This window comes from Hydrogenophaga aquatica (assembly GCF_054780915.1).
The window spans coordinates 246,556-269,669 of the sequence record NZ_BAAGVK010000011.1; the positions used below are offsets into that span (position 1 = coordinate 246,556).

At 67.4% G+C, this 23,114-nt stretch carries 15 protein-coding genes; 7 read left to right on the forward strand and 8 right to left on the reverse strand.

Going from position 1 to position 23,114, the window contains the following annotated elements:
* The first annotated feature begins 120 nt into the window (after positions 1-120).
* The 4 genes from ACYVHH_RS08590 (at position 121) to ACYVHH_RS08605 (ending at position 4,600) form a co-directional block, all read left to right on the forward strand.
* Positions 121-429 (forward strand): hypothetical protein, encoded by a 309-nt coding sequence (locus tag ACYVHH_RS08590; protein ID WP_460564722.1) that lies wholly within the window; start codon positions 121-123, stop codon positions 427-429.
* 36 nt (positions 430-465) lie between these two features.
* Complete coding sequence (locus ACYVHH_RS08595) at positions 466-900, forward strand: cupin domain-containing protein (RefSeq protein ID WP_460564723.1); 435 nt, start codon at positions 466-468, stop codon at positions 898-900.
* A gap of 192 nt (positions 901-1,092) precedes the next feature.
* On the forward strand, positions 1,093-1,917 hold the full coding sequence (gene map, locus ACYVHH_RS08600; RefSeq protein ID WP_460564724.1) for a type I methionyl aminopeptidase: 825 nt from the start codon (positions 1,093-1,095) through the stop codon (positions 1,915-1,917).
* Between the two features lie 7 nt (positions 1,918-1,924).
* A complete protein-coding gene (locus ACYVHH_RS08605) occupies positions 1,925-4,600 on the forward strand; it encodes a [protein-PII] uridylyltransferase (RefSeq protein ID WP_460564725.1) in 2,676 nt (891 codons plus the stop codon).
* 23 nt (positions 4,601-4,623) lie between these two features.
* Here ACYVHH_RS08605 and ACYVHH_RS08610 read toward each other — a convergent pair whose 3' ends face one another.
* Positions 4,624-5,157 (reverse strand): Mpo1 family 2-hydroxy fatty acid dioxygenase, encoded by a 534-nt coding sequence (locus tag ACYVHH_RS08610; protein WP_460564726.1) that lies wholly within the window; start codon positions 5,155-5,157, stop codon positions 4,624-4,626.
* 156 nt (positions 5,158-5,313) lie between these two features.
* Here ACYVHH_RS08610 and ACYVHH_RS08615 point away from each other — a divergent pair, with 156 nt between their 5' ends.
* Positions 5,314-5,685 carry a hypothetical protein gene (locus tag ACYVHH_RS08615; RefSeq protein WP_460564727.1) on the forward strand — a complete coding sequence of 124 codons (372 nt, stop codon included), beginning with the start codon at positions 5,314-5,316 and terminating at the stop codon, positions 5,683-5,685.
* Here ACYVHH_RS08615 and ligA read toward each other — a convergent pair.
* Genes ligA through ACYVHH_RS08645 form a run of 6 tightly spaced genes read right to left on the reverse strand, consistent with a single transcriptional unit; the run spans position 5,678 to position 19,464 of the window.
* Positions 5,678-7,870, reverse strand: a complete 2,193-nt coding sequence (gene ligA, locus ACYVHH_RS08620; RefSeq protein WP_460564728.1) for an NAD-dependent DNA ligase LigA — start codon at positions 7,868-7,870, stop codon at positions 5,678-5,680. The two genes, ACYVHH_RS08615 and ligA, sit on opposite strands and share 8 nt — an antisense overlap.
* Before the next feature lie 4 nt (positions 7,871-7,874).
* Entirely contained in the window at positions 7,875-9,833 is a 1,959-nt protein-coding gene (recD, locus tag ACYVHH_RS08625) for an exodeoxyribonuclease V subunit alpha (RefSeq protein WP_460564729.1), read from the reverse strand.
* A complete protein-coding gene (gene recB / locus ACYVHH_RS08630; RefSeq protein ID WP_460564730.1) occupies positions 9,830-13,408 on the reverse strand; it encodes an exodeoxyribonuclease V subunit beta in 3,579 nt (1,192 codons plus the stop codon). Before recB ends, recD begins: the two co-directional genes overlap by 4 nt.
* On the reverse strand, positions 13,405-16,875 hold the full coding sequence (recC, locus tag ACYVHH_RS08635; RefSeq protein ID WP_460564731.1) for an exodeoxyribonuclease V subunit gamma: 3,471 nt from the start codon (positions 16,873-16,875) through the stop codon (positions 13,405-13,407). Before recC ends, recB begins: the two co-directional genes overlap by 4 nt.
* 12 nt (positions 16,876-16,887) lie before the next feature.
* Positions 16,888-19,203: a selenide, water dikinase SelD gene (gene selD, locus ACYVHH_RS08640; RefSeq protein WP_460564732.1), complete on the reverse strand. Its 2,316-nt coding sequence runs from the start codon at positions 19,201-19,203 to the stop codon at positions 16,888-16,890.
* Positions 19,204-19,263: 60 nt separating this feature from the next.
* Positions 19,264-19,464: a hypothetical protein gene (locus ACYVHH_RS08645; RefSeq protein ID WP_460564733.1), complete on the reverse strand. Its 201-nt coding sequence runs from the start codon at positions 19,462-19,464 to the stop codon at positions 19,264-19,266.
* A gap of 41 nt (positions 19,465-19,505) precedes the next feature.
* Between ACYVHH_RS08645 and ACYVHH_RS08650 the strand changes: the two genes are divergently transcribed.
* Both ACYVHH_RS08650 and ACYVHH_RS08655 read left to right on the forward strand, forming a co-directional pair.
* On the forward strand, positions 19,506-20,474 hold the full coding sequence (locus tag ACYVHH_RS08650; protein WP_460564734.1) for a helix-turn-helix transcriptional regulator: 969 nt from the start codon (positions 19,506-19,508) through the stop codon (positions 20,472-20,474).
* Positions 20,475-20,544: 70 nt separating this feature from the next.
* Positions 20,545-21,711, forward strand: coding sequence for an HD-GYP domain-containing protein (locus tag ACYVHH_RS08655; protein ID WP_460564735.1), 1,167 nt, complete (start codon positions 20,545-20,547; stop codon positions 21,709-21,711).
* Here the strand turns inward: ACYVHH_RS08655 and ACYVHH_RS08660 are convergent.
* Positions 21,678-23,042 (reverse strand): BaiN/RdsA family NAD(P)/FAD-dependent oxidoreductase, encoded by a 1,365-nt coding sequence (locus tag ACYVHH_RS08660; RefSeq protein ID WP_460564736.1) that lies wholly within the window; start codon positions 23,040-23,042, stop codon positions 21,678-21,680. The genes ACYVHH_RS08655 and ACYVHH_RS08660 overlap by 34 nt on opposite strands.
* Positions 23,043-23,114: the final 72 nt, after the last annotated feature.

Consider the following 23,114-nt stretch of genomic DNA (forward strand, 5'->3'; position numbering starts at 1 on the left):
CGTGGGGCGAGGGTCCGGCTGGGCGTGGAGCACAAGTCCAGAGAAAGACAAGCGTTTCTCAAGGACGGCGGGGCGCCTGCGCGCCAAGATGAACCCACCTCATTCCAACAGGAGGACATCATGATCGTCGCACGCTGGCAAGTCAATGCCCGTTTCGGGCACAAGCAGGAACTGATCGAAGAGTTGAAGAGCTGGTGGTCCACCATCGGACGCGATATCGGTCAGACCGACATCACCATCCTCACGGGCAGCGTCGGGGCCGCAGAGTCACTCGTGACCGTGGACGTGCGCTGCCAGGACATGGCCGAGCTGGAGGCCCAGTGGGACCAGCTGGCCCGGTTCGCCGAACACAAGGCGTTCGCGCAACGGGTAGAGCCGCTGCTCGTGTCTGGCTCCACCCGGTGGGAAATCCTGAAGCAGGTCGCCTGAAAGGGCGAACCCCATCGTGTGCCAAGGAGCAATGCCATGAAAACCAGCCAGAAAATCGCCCTGACCACCCTGCTCTGTTTAGGCGTGGGCTTCGCCGCCCAGGCGCAGGACAGCCCTCTGCCTGCGGGGTTTACCACCCAGCCGCTGCTCAAGACCGGGATGACCCGTGACAACGAGCCGATTCGCTACCCAATGGCCAATCCCGAGATGATTTCCGTGATCGGTACCCTGGAGAAGGATGGACGCACACCGCTGCACATGCATCCGGTTCCGGTTTACGTGTACATCCTGGAAGGCGAAATCGAGTTACGGACCGACGGTGCGCAGCCTCAGCGCTACAAGGCTGGAGAGGCGTTCATCGAGTCGCAGAACCGCAAACACCAGGCGTTCAACGTGGCTGCGGGGCCAAGCAAGCTGCTCGTCGTGTTCGTGGGGGAAGCGGGTAAGCCGACAACCGTTGCCGGCCAGTGACCCGGCTGCTCTTGGGAGGGATGCCCGGCAGCCGCTCAGCGGCTGCCGGGCTGCTTTGCCTTGGAGTGGTCAGGGGTGAATGTCACATTCACCAGTGTCCGGCGGAATTCGGGGACAATAAGCTGCTTCGGAATGTCACAGGTTCCACGACCTGGCGCACTGGCGCTGGGCGCACCATTTCAGCGAAGCAACATGACTGTAACCATCAAGGACGCCATCGGCATCGAGGGCATGAGAGTGGCGGGCCGCCTGGCCGCCGAGGTGCTTGATTACCTCACGCCCTTTGTTCGCCCCGGCGTCACGACCAACGAGCTCGACAAGCTCGCTCACGACTACATCGTCAACGTCCAGCAGGCGATTCCCGCGCCGCTGAACTACGCGCCCAACGGTTACATCCCCTATCCCAAGAGCATCTGCACCTCGGTCAACCAGGTGATCTGCCACGGCATTCCCAACGAGAAGCCGCTGAAGAAGGGCGACATCGTCAACATCGACATCACCGTCATCAAGGATGGGTGGCACGGCGACACGAGCCGCATGTTCCTGGTGGGGGAAGCGTCGGTTGCCGCCAAGCGGCTTTGCGCGGTCACGTACGAATGCATGTGGAAGGGCATTGAGATGGTGCGTCCCGGCGTGCGCCTGGGTGACATTGGCCATGCCATCCAGCGTTACGCCGAGGCGGCGGGCTATTCCGTGGTGCGCGAGTTCTGCGGCCACGGCATTGGCCAGAAGTTTCACGAGGACCCGCAGATCCTGCACTACGGCAAGCCCGGCACCGGCATGGAGATCCAGGCCGGCATGATCTTCACCATCGAGCCGATGATCAACCAGGGCAAGCGGGAAATCCGGGAGATGGGCGACGGCTGGACCATCGTCACCAAGGACCGCTCGCTTTCGGCGCAGTGGGAGCACACCGTGCTGTGTACCGAAACCGGCTACGAGGTCATGACCGTTTCCGCCGGTACGCCTGCGCCGCCGCCGTTTGTGCAGCAGCGCAGCCCCTCCCCGGCTGAGTGAGCCTGCCATGGCTGATGCCGCCGCGCGTGAAGCGCTGAATCTCCTGCGCCAGGAGCACCGTGAAGGCAAGGCAGAAGTCCTGCGGCAGATTGCCGCGCTGCCAGCCAGCACACGCGCGGTGCATGGCAAGCTCAAGGACCTGGCACGGCTGACGGACCGGGTGCTGCGCGCGCTCTGGGCGCTCGCCGGGTTTCCGCGTGACTTTGCCCTGGTGGCCGTGGGCGGCTACGGGCGCGGCGAACTGTTCCCCTACTCCGACGTGGACGTGCTGCTGCTGTTGCCCGAGGGAGTGGCGCTGGAACAGGACGAAGGGCTCAAGGCGAAGGTGGAGGCCTTCATCGGCAACTGCTGGGATGTCGGTCTGGAGATCGGCTCCAGTGTTCGCACGCTGCGCGAGTGTGTGACCGAGGCCGCCGCTGACGTGACGGTCCAGACGTCGCTGCTGGAGTGCCGTCTGCTGGCAGGCCAGCGAAAGGCTTTCCAGACGCTGGTGGGTGAACTGGCAGAGGCCCTGGACCCCAAAGCCTTTTTCGTGGCCAAGAAGCTGGAGATGCGCCAGCGCCACCAGAAGTTCGAGAACACTCCCTACGCGCTGGAGCCCAACTGCAAGGAATCCCCTGGCGGGCTGCGCGACCTGCAGGTCATCCTTTGGGTGGCCAAGGCGGCTGGTCTGGGCCGCAGCTGGGACGAACTTGCGCGCCGCGGGCTGGCCACGCCGCTTGAAGCCCGCCAGATCAAGGCCAACGAGGCCCTGCTGAGTCTTCTGCGCGCCAGGCTGCACCTGCTGGCCCGGCGGCGCGAGGACAGGCTGGTGTTCGACATGCAGTCGGCGCTGGCCGAGTCGTTCGGTTTCCGGCCCGAACCGCCGCAGCCTGCGCACGGCAGCGGTGCCCACCAGAGCGCCCGCGGTGCACGGCGTGCCAGCGAAGCGCTGATGCGGCGCTACTACTGGGCGGCCAAGGCAGTCAGCCAGCTCAACCAGATCCTGATGCTCAACATCGAAGAGCGGCTGGACAGTGACGAAAGGGGCGACCCGGTTCCCCTGCGGCCGATCAACGAGCGCTTCTTCGACAAGGGCGGTATGCTGGAGGTGGCCAGCGACCACCTCTACGTGCAACAGCCGCACGCCATCCTGGAGACCTTCCTGCTGTACCAGACGACACTGGGCATCAAGGGGCTGTCGGCGCGCACGCTGCGCGCGCTCTACAACGCGCGGCCGATCATGAACGCCGCGTTCCGGCGCGATCCGGTCAACCGTGCCACGTTCATGGACATACTTCGTCAACCGGAAGGCATCACCCACGCCTTCCGGCTGATGAACCAGACTTCGGTGCTGGGCCGCTACCTGTGGATCTTCCGCAACACGGTGGGCCAGATGCAGCACGATCTGTTCCACGTCTACACCGTGGACCAGCACATCATGATGGTGCTGCGCAACGTGCGGCGCTTCTTCATTCCGGAACATTCCCATGAATACCCGTTCTGCTCACGGCTGGCAGCGGGCTGGGACAAGCCCTGGATCCTTTACGCGGCGGCCCTGTTCCACGACATCGCAAAAGGCCGTGGCGGTGACCATTCCGACCTGGGCGCCAAAGACGTGATGACCTTCGCGCGGCAGCACGGCATTGCCAAGGCCGACGCAGAACTGATCCGCTTCCTGGTGGGGGAACACCTCACCATGAGCCGCATTGCCCAGAAAGAGGACCTGAGCGACCCGGACGTGATCGCCGCGTTTGCCCGGCGGGTGGGCAATGAGCGGCGGCTGACGGGGCTGTACCTGCTGACCGTGGCTGACATCCGTGGCACCAGCCCGAAAGTCTGGAACGCCTGGAAGGGCAAGCTGCTGGAGGACCTTTACCGCTACACGCTGCGCGCGCTGGGCGGTGGCGCCCCCGACCCCCATGCCGAGGTGGAGGCCCGCAAGCGCGAGGCGCTGAGCATTCTGGCGCTGCATGCCCTGCCCCACATGGCGCACAAGACGCTGTGGGACCAGCTGGACGTGAGCTACTTCATGCGGCACCAGGCCGAAGAAATCGCGTGGCATACCCGGCAGCTTTCCCGCCCCCTGGCGCAGCGTGCCGACGCCACGGTGCCTTTGCACACGCTGGTGCGCGCCCGCCTGTCGCCGGTGGGCGAAGGGTTGCAGGTGCTGGTGTATGCCAGCGACCAGAACGACCTTTTTGCACGCATCTGCGGCTACTTCGAAGAGGCCTCGTTCAGCATTCTCGACGCCAAGATCCACACCACCCTGGACGGGCACGCGCTCGACACCTTCCAGGTGGTGGCACCCACCCTGTCCGATCACTACCGTGAGCTCATCGCGATGGTCGAGAAGGATTTGACACAGGCGATTGACACACGTGCGCCGCTGCCCACGCCGAGCAAGGGCCGCTTGTCCAGGCGGGTCAAGAGCTTCCCCGTGATTCCCCGTGTGGAATTGCACCCCGACGAAAAGGCGCAGCGCTGGCTGCTGAGCGTCTCAGCCAGCGACCGCGTGGGCCTGCTCTACAGCATTGCCCGTGTTCTCGCCAAGCACAAGATCAGCCTGCAGCTGGCCAAGGTGATGACGCTGGGCGAACGGGTGGAGGACACCTTCCTCATCAGCGGCGCGGCCTTGCAGTACACGCGCGAACAGATCGAAATCGAGACCGAGTTGCTGGACGTGCTTGAAGGCAACGGTTGAGTGTGGGCGGGCGTGCCGCCAGATCAGCCTGCATGGTTGGTGCGCCGCTGCTGCCGGGCCACAGGCCCAGCTTCGGCCTCGATGGTGTCGCGCAAGGTCTGCCAGACACCAACCGCGAAGCCCGCTTCCGCCACCATGAACATCGGGCCCACGAGCAAGCCCCGGATGTCGTCGACGAAAGCGGGTTTGCGGCCTTCGTACACATGGCCGACAAACTGCCAGACCCAGCCGACCACAAAACTGCCGATGGCCATGGGCCACCACGGAACGGCGTTCACCTGAAAAAGCGCTTCGGCGAACAGCACCAGCAGGCCTACCGCCACGCTGGTGACGATGGGCAGGCTGCGCTGGCCGGTCCGGGTGTACCACAGCGTGGCCAGCGCCCAGGCAACTACCGCAGCGCTTACCGTGAGGCCGCCCACAGTGGCCCGCAGTGGCGTCAGGATGGCGCACACGGCGAAGACGATCAGGGGAATGCCCACGAAGTGGGTGGCGATGTTGCGCGGGTCGCGGTGATAACGGGCGTACTGCACCAGGAGTGCGGTGTTCGTGTCCATGTCTGTCTCCTGTTTGATCGGGGCAACGGCGCTCATCCTAGGTACGCTCGTTGCCGCTGACTGTCAAGAACCCGACAGTCTGGTGCTGCCCCGCATTCAGATGCCCTCTTCTCAATCCGCCCTGAAGTTGTGTAGAGTGACAGCAAAGGAGTTGCCATGAACACAGCATCCACGCGCGGCAGCGGGCGCACGGCGGCCACCTCTGGAAACCCTTGGCGTTGGGCCTTGCTGGCGGCCAGCCTTTCCTTGAGCGAAGGCGCCCTCGCTGAAACGCCGCAAATCTTTCGCGAGGCCGATCTGGCGCTCGGCGAACGGCTGATCGCCGAGCACCGCTGCAGCCAGTGCCACGCGCAGAAGGTGGGCGGTGACGGCAGCGGAATCTACCGCCCGATGGGGCGCATCAATACCGCTGGCCTGTTGCGGGGCATGGTGGAGCAATGCAGCGTCACGCTGAACCTGCAGCTGTTCCCCGAAGAGGTGACGGCGGTGGCCGCAGTGCTCAACCGCGACCACTACCGCTTCAAGTAGCTCCAGCGGCCAGCAGTTCCCGCAGGCCCGCTTCGTCGATCACCGCCACGCCCAGCTCCTGGGCCTTGTCGAGCTTGCTGCCCGCCTCGGCGCCCGCCACCACGTAGTCGGTCTTTTTGCTGACCGAACCGCTCACCTTGCCACCCGCCGATTCGATCATGGCCTTGGCCTCGTCACGCGTGAGGGTGGGCAGCGTGCCGGTGAGCACCAGGGTCTTGCCCGCCAGGACTTGCGGAGCCGTGGGGGCCATCTCGCCTTCAGGCCAGTGCACGCCGCAGGCGCGCAACTGTTCCACCACCTCACGGTTGTGTGGCTGCTGGAAGAAGGTGTGCAGGCTGCGGGCCACCACCGGGCCCACATCCCTAACTTCAAGCAGTTGCTCAACAGATGCCTGCAAGATATTGTCAAGACTGCCAAAATGTCTTGCAAATTCCTTTGCCGTGGCCTCGCCCACGTGGCGGATGCCCAGACCGAACAGGAAGCGCGGCAGCGTGGTGTTCTTGGACTTTTCGAGCGCGTCCAGCAGGTTCTGGGCAGACTTCTCGGCCATGCGGTCGAGCGCGGCCAGGCTGGTCAGGCCGAGTTTGTAGAGGTCTGGCAGGGTGTGGACGACGCTGCCGTCCACCAGTTGGTCCACCAGTTTGTCTCCCAGGCCTTCGATGTCCATGGCGCGGCGCTGGGCGTAATGCAGCAGTGCCTGCTTGCGCTGCGCGGAACAGAACAGGCCGCCCGTGCAGTAGTGGTTCGCCTCGCCCTCCTCCCGCACCACGGCGCTGCCGCACACCGGGCATGTGGCAGGCATATGGAACACGGCACCGCGCATGGGTGCGGGCGCGGGGTCGAACAGGCCCGGCTGCGCATCGTTGGCTGGTCCCGCAAGTGCTTCGTCAGCCTTGGCCTCGTCAGTCAACACCCCGGTCATGCCTGGGCCGCCAGCGGGCACCACGGCCACCACTTCGGGGATCACGTCGCCCGCGCGGCGCACGATCACCGTGTCGCCCACGCGCACGTCCTTGCGTTGCACCTCGTCCTCGTTGTGCAGCGTGGCGTTGGTCACCGTCACGCCGCCCACGAACACCGGGGCCAGCTTGGCCACGGGCGTGAGCTTGCCTGTGCGGCCCACCTGGATGTCGATGGCGAGCACGGTTGTCATCTGCTCCTGCGCCGGGTATTTGTGGGCCACGGCCCAGCGCGGTTCACGGGTCACAAAGCCCAGTTCGCGCTGCCAATCCAGGCGGTTGACCTTGTACACCACGCCGTCGATGTCGAACGGCAGGCTGTCGCGCAGCTCGCCCAGGCGGCGGTGGTAGGCCACCAGCTGTTCCGCGCCCTGGCAGGTCTGCACCAGGTCGGACACGGGCAGACCCCAGGCGCGCAGGGTCTGGATCACCTCCATGTGGCTGGTGAAGGCCGGGCCGCCTTCGGCCGCTGGCGTGATGTCGCCCAGCCCATAGGCGAAGAAGCTCAGGGGCCGCTGTGCAGCGATGCCCGGGTCAAGCTGGCGAACGGCCCCGGCGGCGGCGTTACGGGGGTTGACGAAAGTCTTTTCGCCCTTGGCGCCTGCGGCAATGCGCTCGCGCTGGCGCTCGTTCAGCGCCTCGAAGTCGTCGCGGCGCATGTACACCTCGCCGCGCACCTCCACCACGGGGGGCACGGGGTGGGTGCCCTGTCCCGCCAGCAAGCGCAAGGGAATCTGGCCTATGGTGCGGATGTTCTGCGTGACCTCTTCGCCCTGCTCGCCATCGCCGCGCGTGGCGGCCTGCACCAGCACGCCGTTTTCGTAGCGCAAGCTGATGGCCAGCCCGTCGAACTTGGGTTCGGCCACGTAGTCCACGGCCGGTGTGGCGGCATCCAGCTCCAGCTCCTTGCGCACGCGGGTGTCGAACGCCTGGGCGCCGGTGGCCTCGGTGTCCGTCTCGGTGCGGATGCTGAGCATGGGCACGCGGTGGCGCACGGGCGCAAAGCCGTCGAGCACACGCCCGCCCACGCGCTGGGTGGGTGAATCGGGTGTGAGAAGGCTGGGGTGCGCGGCCTCCAGGGCCTGAAGCTCGCGAAACAGGCGGTCGTACTCGGCGTCCGGGATGGCCGGTGCGTCGAGCACGTAGTACAGGTGGGCGTGGTGGTTGAGCTGCTCGCGCAGCGCGCGGGCGCGTTCGGTCTGCTTGGGGGACGGGTCGTGGGCCATAAGGCTAGGGATTGTGCCCGAGGCCGCCACTGCGCCAAACCCTCTGCCCGGCTGCCTGCACCAGCACGTCTGGCGCTGCTGCCAGCCAGGTGGCGCGCGTCTTGGCGCGGGTGAGCGCGGTGTAGAGCAGCTCCCGCGTGAGCAGCGGGCTGATGCGGTCGGGCACGATGAGCAGCACGGCGTCGAATTCGGAGCCCTGCGATTTGTGCACGGTCATGGCAAAGACGGTTTCCACCGCTTCCAGCCGGGCGCAGGCCACCCAGCGCACCCCAACCTGCCCTTGCGGGAAGGCCACGCGCAGGCGGCCCTGGTGCGGCAGGCACAGGCCCACATCGCCATTCATCAAGCCCAGGGCGCTGTCGTTGCGGGTGACCATGACGGGCCGCCCGGCGTACCAGCCGTCCAGCGGCAGGTGCAGGGCCTGGGCCACGGCGCGGTTCACCTGCTGCACGCCCCAGGGGCCTTCGCGGACGGCGCACAGCAGTTGCAGGCGCGCAAAGGCGTCCAGCAGTTCGCGGGCTTGGGTGTCATCCACCCCTTCCTGCGGCGCATTGTGCGACGTGGCGTTGTCGCTCCAAGCACGCCAGGGCTCCATGGCGGCCAGCCAGGTTTGCCAGCCTTGCCGCAGGTATGCCGTCCAGGCTTGGCCACGGGTAGCGGTGCTGTCCAGCCGGGTGATGGTTGCAGCCTCGCCCGGTGCCCAGGCGGGCAAAGCCTGCCACAACGTGTGCACCTGCTGCACGTCGCCCGTGTTGAGCGCCTGCGCCCATTGCCCAATGCCGCCCTGGGCGTTGAAGCGGTGGCTGTGCCGCAGCATGACAGTGTGTTGCGCCCAGGGAGATGATGCTTGCGCGGGCGCGGGCTCGTCCCACAGGCCGCGCTGGGCGGGGCTGGCGGTGGTTTGGGGTGGTTGTGTTTGCCAGGCCGTCACGTCGCAACCAGCCTGTTCGCGCAGCCAGGCCACGGTACTGGCGTCGTAGCCGCCCTGTTCCGCGCCCTCGCACAACTGGGCCCACACGGCGCCCGCCTCCACAGAGGCGAGCTGGTCCTTGTCACCCAGCAGCACCAGCCGCGCCTGTTCTGGCACGCAGGCCAGCAGGCGGGCCATCATTTCCAGGTCGATCATGGAAGCTTCGTCCACCACCACCAGGTCGGTGGCCAGCGGCTGCGCGGGCGGGTGGTCGCCCGTGGGGCTCAGGCGCAGCAGCCTGTGCAGCGTGGTGGGGGCCTGTGGCGGGTAGGCTTGCAGAGCCTGACCATAGGCTGTGGGCAGGCGCTGCAGCGCAGCGCTCAAGGATTCGCCCAGCCGCGCGGCGGCCTTGCCGGTGGGTGCCGCCAGGTGGATGCGCAAGGGTACGCCAGCGGCCACGGCCTGGGACTGCATCATGGCCAGCAGGCGGGCGACGGTAGTGGTTTTGCCGGTGCCTGGGCCGCCGGTGAGAAGCAGCAGCTTGCCACGTGCGGCCAATGCGCAGGCCACGCGCTGCCAGTCCACCTTGCCCTGGACCACTGGGCCAAACAGCTCGTTCAGCAAGGGCGGCAGCTGGGCAGGAGCAGGCTGCGCCAGTGTCAGCCGCTGCTGCAGCGAGGCCAGGATGTGCTGTTCCGCCACCCAGGCGCGGCGCAGGTACAGGGCGCTGCCTTGCCGCACCAGTGGCTCGGTGCCGTCACCACGCCCGGCCCAGGGCAAGGTGTCGGCGGCCAGGTCCAGGCCGGGCGGCAACAGGCCGCGTGCGGTGTCTGGCCAGGTGGGCAGCATCTGCTGTGGCGCGGCGTGCAGGGTGGGCAAATCCAGCCGGGCATGGCCCAGGCCATGCAGGTGGCTCACCAGCAAGGCCAGCCAGGTGTGGCGTGAGTCGGCACTGGGCAGGCGTTCCTGCAAAAAGGCAGCAAAGGCGCGGTCCAGCGCGGTAAAGGGGGCTTGCTCCGGCACGCCGTGCAGCGGGGGCAGTGGCGTGCTCATGCGGTGGCCTCCTCGCCGGTGGGGGCAGGCGTTTGCGCACCACGAAGCCAGGCGTCCAGCGTTTCGATCAGCGCCTGCGGCGGGCACAGGTGCACCAGGCCCGCGCCGGGCTCGTCGATGCCGCGCAAGAACAGGTAGGCCGCGCCGCCCATGTGGTGGCTGTAGCGATACCCGGGCAGGCGTGCGCGCAAGAGCCGGTGCAGGGCCAGCACGTAGAGGGTGAGCTGCACGTCGTAACGGTGCTCCAGCATGGCCTGGCGCATGGTTTGCGGGGTGTAGCGTGCCAGTTTGTTGGATTTGTGGTCCAGCACGTGGTAGCGGCCCTGGTGTTCGAACACCAGGTCCATGAAGCCGGTGAGCATGCCGCCCAGCGTGCGCGGCGCCAGGGCGGGCCGGGGCTCACCGGGCCACAGGTGGCGGGTGATGAGCGCGTCCAGCCGCTCCACGGGCAAGGTGGCGCTGGGCAGCGAAAAACCCATTTCGGCCCAGGCACGGCGGGTGTGCAGGTCGGCCAGGCGCAGGGGCGCTTGCGCTGTGCCCGCTCCGGTCAAAGGCAGCTCGCGCGTGGCAATGAGGCGCAGCCAGCGCGGCAGCAGGGCAGCGTCTTCCGGGGACAACCCTTCGGACTGGGTGCGGTGTTGCAGGTAGGCTTGCCAGTCGGGCTGATGCACCTGCGCCTCTTCGCTACCCGCAGGAGCGGCGATGGGCCAGTCGCGCAGGGCCTGCCATTCGAGCAGGTCGTGCAGCAAGGTGCCGTAGGCGCTGCCTGCGGGGAAGGCGTCGAAGGGCGTGGGCTCGTGCGGTGCTTCGGCTTCGGTGGTGGGGGCGGCGTCGCTTTGCGCGTCCATCCAGCGTTCCTCGGCCCAGGTGGGGGCGTTGGTTGCAGTGCTGGCCACACGGTCACGGCCCGGGCGCACCAGGGCGCTGAAGCTGGCCGTCCACCAGTGGCTGTGCAGCACACGCGCAGGTTGCAGCGCGCTGCGGCTGGGGCCTTCCTGCCCTGGCGGGGTGAAATGTGCGCCCGTAGGCATGGGCAGCGGCGCCACGGTGATGTGCGGGTGTTGCGCCCACGCGGCCAGGCGGTTAGGCAGATCGTCGGCGCTGCGGCGGCCCAGCAAGGCGGAAAGCGCGCTCTTGCCCCGCGTGGCCTTGGCGGTGAATTCCTGCGCGCGCGGTGCCACACCCAGCCACAGGCCGCGTTCGGCACGGGTCAGGGCCACGTAGAGCAGGCGCATGTTCTCGGCCAGGGCATCAGCGCCCTCCTCGCCGCCATCGTCACGGCGGAAGGCGCTGGCAAAGGGCAGGAACACCAGCGGGTATTGCAGGCCCTTGGACTTGTGCATCGTCACCACCTTCACCAGCCGTTCGTCGCTTTCCAGGCGAAGCTGGGCCGCGTCGCCCGCCAGGCCGGGCTGGCGCAGCTGATTTTCAAGGTGGCGCAGCAAGGCCGCTTCGCCGTGCAGTTCGGCGCTGGCGGCCTGCAGCCATTCGCCTATCTGCAGCAGGTTGGTCAGGCGCCGCTCGCCCTGGGTGTCCTGCCCCAGCAGGCGGGCGGGTATGCCCTCGTCGTGCAGCCAGCGGTGCAGTGCAGGCAGCACACCCTGTTGCCGCCAGACGGACTGCCAGCGCAAGGCGCTTTCCAGCATGGCTTCCCACGCGGCTTCGTTGTGAAGCCGGTGGTCCAGCTCACCAAGCGACAGGCCCCAGGTGGCGCTGGCCAGTGCGGCGCGCAGCAGGCTGCCGTTGCGCGGTTGCAGCAAGGCGTTCAGCAGGCGCCACAGGTCTTGGGCTTCTTGGGTGGCGAACACGCTGTTTTTTTCCGACAGGTAGACGCTGCGCACGCCGCGCTGGCCCAGGGCGGTGCGTATCAGGTCGGCCTCGCGCCCGCTGCGCACAAGCACGGCCATGTCCTGCGGCTGGGCATGGCCTTGGGCGAGCATGCGGGCCATGGCGTCGGCAAAGCACTCGGCCAGGGTTTGCTCGAAGGCGCTGGCGTTGAGTGGAGCATCGAGGGGCGTGTGCCAGACGGTAACGGCGGTGGGTGCGTCTGGGCCGTCCCACACGGGTGCGTCGGGCCGCCGGGCGTGGACGTGGGGGTAGCCAATGTCGCCGAAAGGCCGCTCGGCCTGCTCGAAGATGTGGTTGAGCGCGTCTACCAGCGCGGGGGTGGAGCGGTGGTTGCCGTCCAGCGTGTGGATGGCCTGGGCTTGTGAACGGGCCCGCAGGTAGGTGGGCAGATCAGCGCCGCGGAAGCTGTAGATGGCCTGCTTGGGGTCGCCGATCATCACCAGCGTGGCGCCTGTGGCGTCGGCCTGAGCGCCGGTGTAGATGCGCTCCAGCGTGCCGTACTGCCAGGGGTCGGTGTCCTGGAACTCGTCCACCAGTGCCACGGGGAACTGGCGGCGTATGGCGGCGGCCAGGCTGCCGTCAGGCGCCTGCACGGCGTGGTGCAGTCGTTGCAGCAGGTCTTGAAAGTCGAACTGCGCGGCCTGTGCCTTGCGCTGGCTGTAGGCCTGGCGCAACGCCCAGGCGGCGTGGTCGAGCACGGCGTCTTCCAGATCGGGGCGTTGCCGCAGGTGGTGGCTCAAGGCGTCCAGCGGCACCAGGGGCGACAGGTCGGGTGCTGCGGGCCAGCCTTCGGCCAGGGCGGCGGCAGTGAAGCGCTGCAGCACGCCTTCGTCCACCTGCCCGCCCTGCTGCCATGCGGCCATCTTGGCCAGCCGCCCGGGCAGGTAGTGCGGCGGGTGGCCTTTGATGGCCTTGCTGGCGGCAGCGGCGCTGATGGCGTCGACCCATTCTGGCGTCCACGCGGCGCGTGCGGCGGCTTCCAGTGCGGGCAGCTCCGCCTGCCAGCGGCCTGCCTGCAGCAGCAGTTCCCGGGGCGATGGTGGCTCTGTGCCGCTGCCCATGCCGGCATCTGCGTCAGGCGACCGGTCGGCGGCCTGCCAGCGTTCGGCAATGCGCTCCAGCAGGTGCGCCGGGTCCTTGGCCACATCGAGCAAGGCGTCCACCGCCTCAGGCGGCAGGTCGTAGAAGTGCTGGCGCCAGTGGTCCTGCGCCACGGCCAGCCGCAGGGTCTGGCCGTCTTCCACCACGCTTTGCTGGAACAGGCTGGCGCTCTCGAAAGCATGTTCCTGCAGCATGCGGTTGCTCCAGGCGTGGATGGTGAACACGGCGGCATCGTCCATCCACTGCGCGGCCAGATCGAGCCGGTGGGCGCAGGCATTCCAGAGCTCGGGCGGGTAGCTGCCGCGCAGGGCGTGCAGGAAGGCGTCGCCCTCGGCGCCGCTCTGGCGGAAGAAGCCGCAAGCCTCGGCCAGCCGTTCGCGGATGCGCTTGCGCAGTTCGGCGGTGGCGGCTTCGGTGAAGGTCATCACCAGAATGCCGGGCGGCATGAGCGCGGCAGCGAACGGGTCCGCTGCATCGTCCGCCGTGCGGCCATGCCCCAGCACCAGCCGCAGGTACAGGGCGGCAAGGGTCCAGGTCTTGCCGGTACCAGCGCTGGCTTCGATGATCTGGCGGCCGCGCAGCGGCATGCCCAGCACGTCCAGTGGCAGGATGGTGGGCGTGGTCATGCACTGCCCTCCTCGTTGTCATCGCCCGTATTCAAGCCCGGTGGCCAGCCCAGGCGGGCGTGGCGCAGCAGGTCCTCGTACAGCAGCGCGGCCCAGCGGGGCAAGATGTCGGTCATGTCGTCGAACGTGGCAATGCTGCGCGCCAGGTAGGGGGAGCGCTCCTGTTCGCCGGTGCGCAGGTGCGTGCCCTCGAACACGTCGCGCGCCGCGCGCCAGTGGGTAGATCTGTCATCACCGTCGGCCAGTTGCCGGGCCTGTTCGTAGGCCAAGGCCGCCTTGCCGCTGACGGGCGGCGGCGCCTGCCAGGCTTCCTGGGTGGCAGCCAGCCAGCGTTCGCCCAAGGCCTGCGCCTGCCCGGCGGGCATTGGTTTGAGCCAGACGGCGTTGTCCAGCCCCAGCAATGCGGTGGTCACGGGGGTTCCAGTGGCGCACAGCGCCACATGGCGTACCCAAGCGGCACGCAACAGGTCGGCACGCGGCGCCAAAGCTCCCCCCACTTTGTGTGTGACGGCGCCAGTGCGCATCTCACATTGCAGCCAGGTGCCCAGGCAATCGCTCTCCAGTCCCGCTGGGGCAGCCCGCAAGTCTTCGATCACACCGGTGATGGTGTGTGCGCCCACGGTCCAGGACACATTCACGGGGCGGGCCGTCTGGTGATAGTGTGCCAACCAGCCTTGTGCGCGTTCCAGCACCGTGTCTGCCTCGCGCCGCAAGGCGCGCGCGTGCCGTTGCCCCACGCCGCCCAATGGCAGCTCCCCACGCAGGTGGATGGTTTCCTGTGCCTGTGCGGGATCGCCCGAACGCAGCAACTCCGCGCCCAGGCGGTGACGTTGCAGGCCATCCAGCGTGAACGGTTCGGCGTCGTCGGGCAGCTCGTCCAGCGCCGGAAAGCGCACGCCTAGCCGCTCGCGCCAGTGCCACTCCACGGGCTCCTTCACGAAGCGTTCCAGGCTTGGCAGGTCAAGGGCATGTGGCATGGGGGCCGCCGCACCGTCTGGCGCGGGCGGTTGTGGGCCGTTGTGCGCGGCCTGCCAGTCGGTGTCGTAGGTGCTGAACAGGGGCTGCGCGCCCGGCCCAGCGGGCTCGAAGTAACGGGCTGAAAACGGCTGCAAGGGTTGCAGGCAGGGCTGGGGCGGGTCTTGCCAGTAGGCGGCGCAGGCGTCCATCAACTGGGCCACCAGCACCGATGGGGGTTGCTCGGCATCGTCGCTGGCCCGGCGGCCGCACCAGCTGATCCAGAGTCTTTCTCGGGCAGACAGCAACGCTTCCAGGAAGAGGTAGCGGTCGTCCTCGCGGCGCGAGCGGTCGCCGGGGCGGCGGTAGGTGCTCATCAGGTCGAAATCGCGCGGGGTGGTGCGGCGCGGGTAGTCGCCATCGTTCATGCCCAGCAGGCACACCACGCGGAACGGAATGGAACGCATGGGCATGAGGGTGGCGAACTGCACACCGCCACCGAAGAAACGCTGGTGCAAGGCGGCGGCTTCCCACTGGGCCTGCAGGTGGTCACGCACCACCACCAGGGGCACGGGCTCGTCCAGCCCGGCGGTGGCGCACTGCTGCAACCAGGGGCCCAGGGGCGCCACCAGACGCTGGAGTTCGCGCTCCTCGGTGTCGTCCACGGGTTGGAAGAACCGGTCCACCAGCCCCCGCAGCGTGGCGGCCCAGCCGCCAGGCGTGCGCGCTTGTTGCAGGTCCCGCCAGGTGGCGTCCATCGCGTCCAGCCATTGCGCCAAGGCGCCCGCCAGGCGGGCAGACAGCCCCCCCACTGCACCCAACGGTGCCACACCCTGCCAGGCCGGGCCGTCGCCCATGGCATAACCCAGCAACATGCGCCGCAGGCCGAACGACCAGGTGTTCTGGTCCACGTCGCTCATGCCTGCAGGCAGGCCCCAGTGGCGGCGGTGTTCCGCGTCGAGGCCCCAGCGCACCCCGGCGTCCACCAGCCAGGTGCGCAGCAGATCGACGTCGTCTTCGCCCAGGCCGAAGCGCTGCCGCATGGCGGGCGCTTCGAACGCATCCATCCAGTCGGCCAGCGTCACGCGGGACTGGGGCAGTTGCAGCAGCGCGGCCAGTGCCCGCGCCAGGGGCAACTGGCTGGCGGACTGGTCGGCCACGCTGTAGGGAATGTGCCGCAGCATGCCCGGCACGAAGCGCCCGAACACGGCCTGGATGTGAGGCGCAAAGGCCGCCATGTCGGGCACCATCACCATCACGTCAGATGGCTTCAGCGTGGCGTCGGCATCGAACCAGGCCAGCAGCTGGTCGTGCAGCACCTCCACTTCCCGCTGGTGCGAGTGGGTCATGGTGAGCACGATGCTGCCATCGGGCGGTAGGTCTTCGGGTTCGGCGGGCGGCGGGTTGAGGTGCAGGATGTCGGCCTGCAGCCGGGCCAGCCGGGTGGGTTTGGTTTCTGCCGCAGGGTCGACGAAGACGTCGATGGTGTCGAAGCGCTGGCGGTACTGCGGCGGCAGGTCGAAGGCGTCGAGCAGGTGCAGGTGGTCGCGCCCCTGTTGGCCCCAGGCTGCGAGCAGCGGGTGGGCCTGAGTGTGCAGCAGTTCGGGTGCAAGCAGCGTTTGCTGGCCGGGTTTGCCTTCGCGGCGGCGGCGCTCAAGCTGGCGCAGCCATTCGCGCCCCTCCACCACGTCGCCCCAGTGGTACTGGCACGGGTTCTGGGCAAACAGCAGCACCTGGCACAGCTGCCCCAGGGCAGCCAGCGCTTCTACCTGCTGCATGGGCAGCGACGAGATGCCGAACACGGTGATGCGGGGCGGCAGCCCGGCAGGACGCAGCCGCTGTGCCGGCCATTGCCGCAGCGCCTGCATGAAGCGCTGGTGCACGTCTGCCCTTGATACATGGTTGCTGGCCAGGCCACCTTGGGCCAAGTCGGCCAGCACGTCGCGCCACAGCTGGGCTTGCCAGCGTTGATCGTCGGGCAGCGGCATGCCTTGCCCGTGCGGGTTGCGCAACTGGTCCTGGCCTGCTTCCCAATCGGCCAGCCAGTCGGCGCGGTAGCTCTGGTAGCCGTCCAGCACGTCGGCCAGTTGCTGGGCCAGCTGGTAGCGCTTGCGGCCGTCGGCGTCGCTGGCCAGGTAGCGTTGCAGTGGGGCGTACACGGCGCGCTGTGCCACCCACTGCGGCAGTACCCGCCACAGCCGCCACAGCAATGCGGGCTTGTCCAGCGCCAGCTGTTCGGGCACCTGCTGCGGGCCCAGCACAGCGCGGTAGGCCTGCCACAAAAAGGCCGAAGGCAGGGCCATGCGGGTGGCGGCACAGATGCCCAGGGCCTCGTCGCTGGCCAGCGCCAGTTCCAGCCAGTGCTTCATGCCGTTGCTCTGCACCAGCATGACTTCGGGCTCCAGCGGCCCGAGCGGCTGCCGCTGCAGCGTGCTGACGAGCAGGTCGCGCAGATCCTCCAGGCGGTTGCCCTGGAGCACCATGAAACCACGTGGCAGGTCGGGGGCAGTCATGAGCGGCCGCTCTCAATACAGCAGGCGGATGGGCGTGTCAGCGCCCTCCCCCAGCCCAAGTGGCAGGACTTCACCGATGACACAGGCGTCTGCGTACCCTGCAGTGCGCAAGGCCGCCAGGCAGGAGGCAACCTTGTCCGCGGGCACACTCGCCAGCAGGCCGCCTGCCGTCTGCGGGTCGAACAGCAACGGATACACCGGGTGAGACTTGGCCTCGTCGTGGTTCGCAATCGCGCGCCGCAGGCGGACATTGGCAGGCTGCAAGGAGCTCAAGACCCCGGCGCGTGCCAGCTCCAGCGCGCCATCGAGCAGGGGCACGGCGTCCAGCGACACCGTCAGTCCGGCCCCGGATGCCCGTGCCATTTCCAGTGCATGGCCCAGCAGACCGAATCCGGTGACGTCGGTGCAGGCGCTGGCCCCGTGCTGTCGCAGGCAAATGGCCGCATCTCTGCTGGATTGCTGCATGGAAGCAAGTGCCGCATCGACCCAGCGGCCCTTGGCCAGCATGCGCGCATGGGCGGCCATGACCGTTCCAGTGCCTATCGGCTTGGTCAGTATCAGCCGCTCCCCCAGACGCATGCCGCCCTTGGTCATGGCAATGCCCGCCGCCATCGGGCCATGGCCCGATGCCTGGTCGGGCATCAGCCCTTGTATGGCAAAGCCCAGCGCCAGTTCCTGCCCCTCTCCCGTGTGCCCGCCCACCAACGCGCAACCCGCTGCGTTGAGCACATCCACGGCGCCAAACATCAACTGGCGAACGGTGTCCTCCACCTTGCTTTCCAGCCCGGGGGGCACGGTGGCTATGGCAGTGCAGGTGTGCGGTGTGGCGCCCATGGCGTAGACGTCGCCCAGGGCGTGGTTGGCCGCAATGCGCCCGAAGACGTACGGGTCGTCGATGAAGGCACGGAAGAAGTCGACCGTCTGCACGAGCAGGTGTCCGGCGGGCACGCGAACCACGGCAGCGTCGTCTGGGGCGTCCAGCCCCACCAGAACGCCCGGCTGCGGCTGCACATGGATGGTGGCCAGCGCGCGAGAAAGCACGCTGCTGCCCACCTTGGCGCCGCAACCGCCGCAGCGCATGGCCTGCGCGGCCAGGGCCTGGCGGGTTTCCTCGTCGCTCAAGGCCATGCCAGGCACTGGGCCGAGGTTGCGGTCCGCGCTCATGCGCGGGGGCAATCCGGTGAACCTTCGCATGAAACGTTCGTCAATGCTGCGCTTCCACCGCCAGACCCAGCCGCCTTGCCAGCCCCAGGGGCCGCGCGATGCCACCGCGTGTTCGTCGCCGGTTCCCATCAAGGCCAGCCAGTGGCGCTGCGGCCGGTAGTGCTTCAGCGCCTGCCCTTGCAGCTGGCGCCGCAGGTTGTCTGCCAGCGGCTTGCCCATGCGCACGGCAAACACGCCTGCTTTCTCAAGAGGGGTACCCTGCCAGGCCACCACGTCACCAGCGGCAAAAACCAGGGGGTCGTCCAGCGTCTGCAGGGTGTCGCGCACCTTCACGAAGCCGCGCTCGTCCAGCGCCAGGCCCGTGCCGTTCAACCACGCAGGGCCGCCCGCCATCGTCACCCAGAATATCTCGTCAAAAGGGCCCAGGGTCCGGTTGCCCACCTGGACGCTTCCTGGCGACAGGGCGCTCACCTTTTCGCCAAGGTGCAAGTGCACGCCGCGCGCCACAAGGTGGGCGCGCATCATGTGCCGCACGGTTCTGTTGTGCGTGGGCAGCACGTCCGCAGCGGCGTCGAACAGGTCGAACGACAGCGGTACGTGGCCCAGCCCCCTCAAGACGCGCTCCCGGTTCAGCCGGTATTGCATCGAGAGCAGCAACTCCACTCCCCCCGCCCCGGCGCCCACCACCGCCACGCGCAGCGGTGCGTCGCTCTGGCGCGCGCGCTCCAGCAGCAGCTCCCAGCGCTTGTTGAAATGCCGTACAGGTTTGACCGGGGTCGCGTGCGCGTCTGCGCCCGGCACACCGCTGGTCAAAGGGGTGGAGCCCGTGTTGATGGACAGCAGGTCATAGGGCACAGGCGGGCGGTTCCTGCACAGCACCAGGCGGGCATCGCGGTCCAGGCCAATCACCTCGTCCTGGTAGTACCGCCCGCCAGCGTAGGTCGCCAGCCGGCGCAGGTCCAGGTGCACGTCGTCAAAGGCGTAGTGCCCCGCCACGTAGCCGGGCAGCATGCCCGAGTACGGTGTGTGCGTGTCCGTGCCGATGACGGTGACGCGCACCCCGGGCATGGGCCGCATGCCAAAGTTGCGCAGCACCCCCACGTGGCTGTGCCCCCCGCCGACGAGGACGATGTCTTTCAATATGGGCTGGTTCGCTGCTTGCATGTCTTGGCCTTGGGCGCTCGATCTTAGCGGCTGCCGGGAGCGCCAGGCCTTGCCGGGCGGTCAATGCAGCCGGTCGCCAGACAGCTCCTGGCGCCAGCAGGCCGGCATGTCCCAGGGGCTGCTCATGGGCAGGCAGTTCTCGGTCTTGATCGCCGCTGCACGGCTCAGTCCTTTCGTCATCCAGTTCCTGACCAGATTCCACATGGTGCTCTCCTCGTTGATCGCGGCCCACGCCACGCTGTTTTCAACGATAAAGTCCATCCGTATCAAAAAACGATACGGAAATCCGGGATGATCCAGCCATGAGTGAAATAGACCGCCTGTACCGTTACCGAAGCCTGTTCACCAGCCGGCACGCCGTGCCCACGCAGGAACTCATGGACACGCTTGGCATTTCGATTGCAACACTCAAGCGTGACCTGGCCAAGCTGCGCGACCGCCTGAACCTGCAGGTGGAATACGACAGGCTGCACGGCGGGTACCGGCTGGCTGCCGGGTATGGCAGCCGCGAGCTGCCCGGGTTCTGGATGAACTCGCAGGAACTGGTGGCCCTGGCCACGTTGCAGCACCTGCTGGCGAACTTCGTGCCCGGCCTGATGGCTGACAAGCTGGCCCCGCTCAAGGAGCTGCTGGCCCGGCTGCTGCATGACGCAGATCTGGACAACGTGGCCTTGGCACAACGCATCCGCCTTGTGCATGCGGGCCAGCGCCACCTGCCTCCCGCAGCGTTCGAAGCCGTTGCCCTGGCAACCCTTACCCGGCGGCGGCTGCAGCTGCGCCATTTCAACCGGGAAACCACCCAGACCACCCAGCGCACCGTGTCACCGCAGCAACTGGTTCGCTACCGCGACAACTGGTACCTGGACGCCTGGTGCCACTGGCGCCAGGCCCTCAGGAGCTTCGCCGTGGACGCGATCGAGCAGTGCGAAGTGCTGCAGGACGAGGCGGCCATCGACGTGCCGCCCGAGCAGTTGCAAAGTGCCACACAAGCCACGTATGGCATTTTCAGCGGGCCGGCCAAGGCATGGGCGGTCTTGCGCTTCAGCCCCGACCGGGCACGCTGGGTCAGCGGCGAGAACTGGCACCCCGAGCAGCAGGCGCAGTGGCTGCCAGACGGCTCCTACCGGCTGCGCATCCCCTACGGCGACGACCGGGAGCTGGTGGGCGACATCCTGCGGCATGGCCCTGCATGCGTCGTGGAGTCCCCTGCCGGGCTTCGACAGAAAGTGCGAACCATGTTAGAACGGGCGCTCGCCCACTATGGTGATTAATGCCGGGCATGAGTGTTATAATTTTGGTATATTTGCGTTGCATATTTTATCTTTTGATTAGTTGATTTCAATGCTGGCACCTTTGGTCAAGCCAAGGCCCGGTCCGGGTCTGCTCACTGACTGGCTCAAGAGCCACACCCCGCTGTCTCGAAGGCTGCAGCAGATGCATGACGATCTGCTGCAGCGCACTGACGTTGTTGACCGCATTGCCTGCGCGCTCTACGACCCTGTGGAGGACACGCTCAAGACCTTCATCAACAGCACCCGCCATGGTGAACCCATCGCCGGTTACGAGTTCAAGCTGTCCGAAAGCCGCTCGCTCTACGAACTCGCCGGTTCTGGCCGTTTTCGTGTGCTTGACGACATCCCCAGCGTCATCCAGGCGAATACCGAACACTCGCGCTGGCTGCTGGAACAGGGTTACCGCTCGTCCTTCACCGTGCCCATGTACGGCAACGGGGCGCTCATCGGTTTCATCTTCTTCGACTCGGTGCAGCCCTCGGCCTTCACCCCGCTGATCCAGCGCGACCTGGTGCTCTACTGCACCTTGCTCAACATGGCCATCGCCAGTGAGCTATCCGCGGTGAAGGCAGTGCTGGCTTCGGCCAAGGTGGCGCGCGACTTCGCCAATCTGCGGGATTTCGAGACTGGGGCTCACCTGGAGCGCATGGCCCGTTACTCGCGGTTGATTGCAAAGGGTGTCGCTCCCCTGTACGGCCTGTCCGACGAATTCGTGGAAAACGTCTACCAGTTCGCGCCCCTGCACGACATCGGCAAGATCGGCATACCTGACAAGGTGCTGCTCAAGCCGGGCAAGTTCAATGCCGTGGAGCGTGAGGTGATGGAAAGCCACGTCGAAAAGGGTTGCGCCATCCTGGAAACCATCATCGGCGATTTCGACCTTGGGCAGATGCCTGATGCCTCCATCATGCGCAACATCGTGGCCTACCACCACGAATTGCTGGACGGCAGCGGCTACCCCAGGGGCCTGAAGGGCGACCAAATCCCCTTGGAAGCCAGGATCGTGACGGTTGCCGACATGTTCGACGCGCTGAGCAGCCAGCGCCCCTACAAGAACGGCTGGACCACCGAAGCCACCATCGCAGAACTTCAGCGCATGGCCGCCGCAGGCAAGCTCGACGCTGGTTGCGTGCAGGCGCTGGCCGCGCACGCTGAAGAAATCGACCAGATCGCCCGCAACTATCAGGACGAACTGTCTGCCGTGCCGCAGACCTGAGCGTTGCCAAGGTAGGCAAGCACGCCCTCGCCCGCCACCAGGCCGCTGGCCATGCACGCGGTGAGGAGATAACCCCCGGTGGGGGCTTCCCAGTCGAGCATCTCTCCCGCGCAGAACAGGCCGGGCTGTTCCCGCAGCATCAGGTCACCGGTCAGGGCCTCAAGCTGCACCCCGCCCGCACTGCTGATGGCCTCGTCCAGCGGCCGGGGGGCGTGCAAGTTGAACGCCAGCGCCTTGACCGCCCGCGCCAGGCGCTCATCGCTGCCGAGAGTCTCCTTGTCCAGCAGTTCGTGGAGCAAGGCGGTGTGCACACCCTGCAAACCCAGCGTTGCATGCAGGTGCTTGGACAGGCTGCGTTTGCCGCGCGGGCGGCGCAGGGCTGCCAGCACGCGCTCCTCGCTCCAGTCGGGCTTCAGGTCCACATGAATGGTGACCTGCACCAGCCGCTCCAGGTCATCGCGCAGGCGGGCCGAGAGCGCGTACACCAGGCTGCCTTCAATGCCCGACGCCGTGATGACGAATTCGCCCTTGCGCGTCCAGACAGGCTGCCCCGGTGGTGCGTACGACAGCGCCACAGACTTCAGCGGCGTACCCGCGTGATGCTGTGCCATGTAGTCGCTCCAGCCCACCGTGGCGCCCGTGCGAACGTCAAAACCGCAGTTCGCCGGCTTCAACGGTGACACGCCTACCCCCATGCCTGCCAGCCAGCTCTGCCAGGCGCCATCCGACCCCAGGCGGGCCCAGCTGCCGCCGCCCAGCGCCAGCACAACCGCATCGGCACGCGCCACATGGGGGCCGTTGGGTGTGTCGAACTCCAGCACGAAGCGGTGCGCTCCCGTGCCCTCCTCCCGGTGCAACACGCCGTTCCAGCGCTGACGCATGTGGAACTGAACGGGCACGCCGCTGCCGGGGTGGCGCAGGCGGTGGAGCCAGGCGCGCAGCAGGGGTGCCGCCTTCATGTCCGTGGGGAACACCCGCTGTGAACTGCCCACGAAGGTGTCGATGCCCAGCCCCTGGGCCCAGTCCCTCAAGCCCTGCGGGCCCAGACGGCCCAGCCAGCGCGCAATCTCGGTCCGCCGTTCGCCATACCGGGTCACAAAACGTTCCAGCGGCTCCGCATGCGTCAGGTTCAGCCCCCCTATGCCCGCCAGCAGAAACTTGCGCCCCACCGACGGCATGGCGTCATGCACATGCACTTCCACACCCGCGGCGCTCAGGGCTTCGGCTGCCATCAGCCCAGCCGGGCCAGCGCCGATGATGATGGCGCGCGGCTTGCACGGTGTGTTGGCAGGGACGGGTTCGGTCAGGTGATCGGGGGACTCGCAAGGCATGCGCGAGTGTAGCGCCCGCCCCCCTTCCCAGCGGGGCGCAGCGGGTTTAAGGTCGCAGACCGGCAGGCACCA